This is a genomic window from Bradyrhizobium sp., from assembly GCF_017881085.1.
In the GTDB taxonomy this organism is placed as follows: domain Bacteria; phylum Pseudomonadota; class Alphaproteobacteria; order Rhizobiales; family Xanthobacteraceae; genus Bradyrhizobium.
Map to the genome: position 1 here is coordinate 1 of NZ_JADGRI010000416.1, position 3,851 is coordinate 3,851.

Annotated in this window: 3 protein-coding genes and 1 pseudogene; all 4 read left to right on the top strand. The window is 63.7% G+C overall.

Going from position 1 to position 3,851, the window contains the following annotated elements:
* Positions 1 to 244: pseudogene (sucC, locus tag QZ213_RS25735) on the top strand (succinate--CoA ligase subunit beta); the annotation flags it as partial.
* A 3-nt stretch (positions 245 to 247) separates the two neighbouring features.
* Complete coding sequence (locus QZ213_RS25740) at positions 248 to 727, top strand: DUF1579 family protein (protein WP_291688879.1); 480 nt, start codon at positions 248 to 250, stop codon at positions 725 to 727.
* A 37-nt stretch (positions 728 to 764) separates the two neighbouring features.
* Complete coding sequence (sucD, locus tag QZ213_RS25745; protein WP_291688880.1) at positions 765 to 1,649, top strand: succinate--CoA ligase subunit alpha; 885 nt, start codon at positions 765 to 767, stop codon at positions 1,647 to 1,649.
* Between the two features lie 135 nt (positions 1,650 to 1,784).
* Positions 1,785 to 3,851 (top strand): 2-oxoglutarate dehydrogenase E1 component (locus QZ213_RS25750; protein ID WP_291688881.1); only part of this gene is annotated, 2,067 nt, incomplete at its 3' end.

Sequence of the window (3,851 nt, forward strand, 5' to 3'; positions counted from 1 at the left end):
TCCCAATGTGAAGGGCATCCTGATCAACATCTTCGGCGGCATCATGAAATGCGACATCATCGCCGAGGGCGTGGTCGCCGCGGTGAAGGAAGTCGGCCTGAAAGTGCCGCTGGTGGTGCGGCTCGAGGGCACCAATGTCGAGGCCGGCAAGAAGATCATCCGCGAAAGCGGCCTCAACGTGCTGCCGGCCGACAATCTCGACGACGCCGCGCAGAAAATCGTCAAGGCCGTCAAGGGAGGCTAGGCCATGCCCGAGGACCATCTCGCCGCACCGGCGCCGCTTCCGGAGCACCGCAAGCTCGCGGCGTTCGCCGGCGAGTGGAGCGGTGACGAGATGGTGTATCCCTCGCGCTGGAACCAGGGCGGGCCCGCCAGTTCGCATGTGGTGGCCCGCATCGATCTCAACGGTTTTTATCTGATCCAGGACACCCGCCAGACCCGCGACGGCAAGGAAAGCTTCGCCACCCACGCCGTCTTCACCTATGACCGCGAGGACCGGCTCTACAAGCTGTTCTGGCATGATTCGCTCGGCTACTACCCGCCGTCGCCGGCCTCCGGCGGCTGGACCGGCAAGACCCTGACGCTTGTGCGCGGCTCGCTGCGCGGCAATGCGCGCCATGTCTACGAAGTTCTCGACGACAACAGCTACACCATGAAAATCCAGTTTTCGCCTGACGCGGAAGGGTGGGCCGACGTGCTCACCGGCGTTTACCGGCGGATCCACTGACCCCCCGACCTACCGTCTCGCGAAAGCAGTCCCAACCATGTCCATCCTGATCGGCAAGAATACAAAAGTCATCTGCCAGGGCTTTACCGGCAAGAACGGCACCTTCCATTCGGAAGCCGCGATCGCCTATGGCACCAAGATGGTCGGCGGCACTTCGCCCGGCAAAGGCGGCTCGACCCATCTCGGCCTGCCGGTGTTCGACACCGTCGGCGAGGCGCGGGAGAACACCGGCGCCGACGCCTCCGTGATCTACGTGCCGCCGCCGGGGGCGGCGGATGCGATCTGCGAAGCCATCGATGCTGAAATCCCGCTGATCGTCTGCATCACCGAGGGCATTCCGGTGCTCGACATGGTCAGGGTGAAGCGATCGCTATCCGGATCGAAATCGCGGCTGATCGGGCCGAATTGCCCGGGCGTGATGACGGCGGGCGAATGCAAGATCGGCATCATGCCGGCGAACATCTTCAAGCCCGGCAATGTCGGCATCGTCTCGCGGTCGGGCACGCTGACCTATGAGGCGGTGTTCCAGACCTCACAGGAGGGCCTCGGCCAGACCACCGCGGTCGGCATCGGCGGCGATCCGGTCAAGGGCACCGAATTCATCGACGTGCTGGAGATGTTCCTGGCCGACCCCAAGACCACCTCGATCGTCATGATCGGCGAAATCGGCGGTTCGGCCGAGGAAGACGCCGCCCAGTTCCTCAAGGACGAGGCCAAGCGCGGCCGCAAGAAGCCGATGGTCGGCTTTATCGCGGGCGTTACCGCACCGCCCGGCCGCCGCATGGGACACGCCGGCGCGATCATTTCCGGCGGCAAGGGCGACGCCGGTTCCAAGACCGCGGCGATGGAATCGGCCGGAATCACGGTCTCGCCGTCGCCCGCGCGGCTCGGCCATACCCTTGTCGAAAAATTGAAGGGCTAATTCATTCTTTCGTTCTTTTCGGGGCGAACATTCAGCCTAAATAGGGTAAAAGGCCTCCTATCATGCTGATCCGGTGTCCGGATCGGCTGTTGCGCCGTTTTCCATGCGCCATTCGAAATCGCCAGGACGTCAATCATGTCTCGCCAAGACGCGAACGCCGCCTTTGCCCTCTCCTCTTTTTTGCAGGGCACAAACGCCACCTACATCGACGAAATCTACGCCCGTTACGAGAAAGACCCCGCCTCCGTCGACGCCGATTGGCAGGAGTTTTTCAAGAGCCTGAAAGACACGCCGGCCGACGTCCGCAAGAACGCCGAGGGGCCGTCCTGGGGGCGCGACAACTGGCCGCTGACGCCGCGCGACGAACTGACCTCCGCGCTCGACGGCAACTGGGCCGAAGTCGAAAAAACCGTCGGCACCAAGATCGCCGCCAAGGCGCAGGTCAAGGGCGCCGAACTGACCGCGGCCGACCTCCATCAGGCGACGCGCGATTCCGTGCGCGCCTTGATGCTGATCAGGGCCTACCGCATGCGCGGCCACTTTCACGCCAAGCTCGACCCGCTCGGGATCGAGCCGGCGCGCAATCGCGAGGAACTCGATCCGCGCTCCTACGCCTTCGTGGAGAGCGATTTCGACCGCAAGATCTTCCTCGATCATGTGCTGGGCCTGGAATACGGAAGCTTGCGCGAAATTGTCGCGATCTGCGAGCGCACCTACTGCCAGACGCTCGGCGTCGAGTTCATGCACATCACCAACGCCGCGCAGAAGGCCTGGATCCAGGAGCGCATCGAGGGTCCGGACAAGGAAATCAGTTTCACCCGCGAGGGCCGGCGCGCCATCCTGATGAAACTGGTCGAGTCCGAAGGCTTCGAGAAATTCTGCGATCTCAAATTCACCGGCACCAAGCGGTTCGGCCTGGACGGCGCCGAATCGCTGATTCCGGCGCTCGAGCAGATCATCAAGCGCGGCGGCAATCTCGGGGTGAAGGAAATCGTGGTCGGCATGCCGCATCGCGGCCGCCTCAACGTGCTGACGCAGGTGATGGGCAAGCCGCACCGCGCGCTGTTCCATGAATTCAAGGGCGGCTCGGCCAATCCCGACGCGGTCGAGGGAAGCGGCGACGTCAAATATCATCTCGGCGCCTCGTCGGACCGCGAGTTCGACAACAACCGCATCCATCTGTCGCTGACGGCCAACCCGTCGCATCTGGAGATCGTCGATCCCGTGGTGCTCGGCAAGGTGCGCGCCAAGCAGGACCAGCACGGCGATCCGCCGGACATGCGCATCTCGGTGCTGCCGCTGCTGATGCATGGCGACGCCGCGTTCGCGGGGCAGGGCGTGGTCGCCGAATGCTTCGGCCTGTCCGACCTGAAGGGCTATCGCACCGGCGGTTCGCTGCATTTCATCGTCAACAACCAGATCGGCTTTACCACCTATCCGCGTTATTCGCGCTCCTCGCCCTATCCGTCCGACGTGGCGAAGATGATCGACGCGCCGATCTTCCACGTCAACGGCGACGATCCGGAAGCCGTGGTGTTCGCGGCCAAGGTCGCGATCGAGTTCCGGCAGAAGTTCCACAAGCCCGTCGTCATCGACATGTTCTGCTATCGCAGGCATGGCCATAACGAAGGCGACGAGCCGGCATTCACCCAGCCGGTGATGTACAAGCGGATCGCGTCGCATCCGAGCACGCTGGAGATCTATTCCAAGCGGCTGGTCGCCGAAGGCGTGATGACTGAGGGCGAGGTGGAGAAGGCCAAGGCCGACTGGCGCGCGCGGCTCGATGCCGAACTCGAGGCCGGCACGGGCTACAAGCCCAACAAGGCGGACTGGCTCGACGGCAAATGGGCCGGCTTCAAGTCGGCCGACCAGGAAGAGGACGCCCGTCGCGGCGTCACCGGCGTCGATGTCGCGGTGCTGAGGGATATCGGCCGCAAGATCACCAAGGTGCCGGATGGTTTCCGGATTCACCGCACCATCCAGCGATTCCTGGAAAATCGCGCCAAGGCCATCGACACCGGCGTCGGGATCGACTGGGCGACCGGCGAGGCGCTGGCGTTCTGTTCGCTGTTGCAGGAAGGCCATCACGTCCGGCTCTCCGGTCAGGACTCCGAGCGCGGCACCTTCTCGCAGCGGCATTCGGTGCTGATCGATCAGGAAGACGAGAGCCGCTATACGCCGTTCAATCATCTCGGCGACCAG

What these genes read in the sequence shown, in the direction of transcription:
- QZ213_RS25740 (WP_291688879.1), top strand. Translation starts at nt 248, where the DNA reads ATGCCCGAGGACCATCTCGCCGCACCGGCGCCGCTTCCGGAGCACCGC.
- sucD (WP_291688880.1), top strand. Translation starts at nt 765, where the DNA reads ATGTCCATCCTGATCGGCAAGAATACAAAAGTCATCTGCCAGGGCTTT.